Genomic DNA, 684 nt, shown 5'->3' on the forward strand with positions numbered 1-684 from the left:
CGGTCATCGGCGAACGGCCGCCCCTGCCGGCCCGTGCAGGCGGGGAGCATCTCGAACCGGGACACGTCTTCGAGGAGGCCAGCCGACCCCTGGATTCATTGTCAGACACGCCCGGGCCTCAGTACGCCTTGGCCTCCATCCAGGCGAGCACATCGAAGACGCGGAGGGTGGTCACCTCGGCGGGGAGGGCCGCCGCGCACCGGTAGGACTCGAGGCGCTGCCAGATGGTCCGCTCCTGGGCGGAGAACTCCGCATGGAGCAGTGCCCGGCCCACGTAACCGTCCTTTCGGGTCTCATGGAAGACGGTCCGGCGCAGGTCGGAGTCGATGATCGGGAAGAGACGCGGCCGTTTGCGCGCAAGAAGCTTGGAAGCGATGGTCGGACCCACGTCAGCGAGGCCTTCCAGCGCCTCGTAGAGCTCGTACACCGGTGCCATGTCCTTGCCGGACGGGTCCGGGTCAAGGTCAATGAAGTCGCGGTCCGGTCCGACGGCCTCCAGTAGCCCAGCGAAGCGCTCCCTCTGGGTGATGAGCAGATGCACGACCGCATGGCCTGACGTCGGCGTGTTCAGCAGGGCGGTGGAGGCGACGTCGTCGGCGGTGAACACGTTCGCAGACGCGGCGCGCCTCCCGCTCGGATCGAACCCGTCCCACTGGCTGCCGATGAACTTCCGGGACTTGAGAT

Annotated in this window: 1 protein-coding gene; it reads right to left on the minus strand. The window is 67.5% G+C overall.

The features are described 5' to 3' along the window. Positions 1–118: 118 nt before the first annotated feature. Positions 119–684: DUF6308 family protein (locus ACFWJO_RS37465; protein WP_386872592.1), on the minus strand; the 566-nt coding region annotated here is incomplete at its 5' end.

The sequence above is a fragment of the Streptomyces sp. NPDC127092 genome, from assembly GCF_042722475.1.
In the GTDB taxonomy this organism is placed as follows: domain Bacteria; phylum Actinomycetota; class Actinomycetes; order Streptomycetales; family Streptomycetaceae; genus Streptomyces.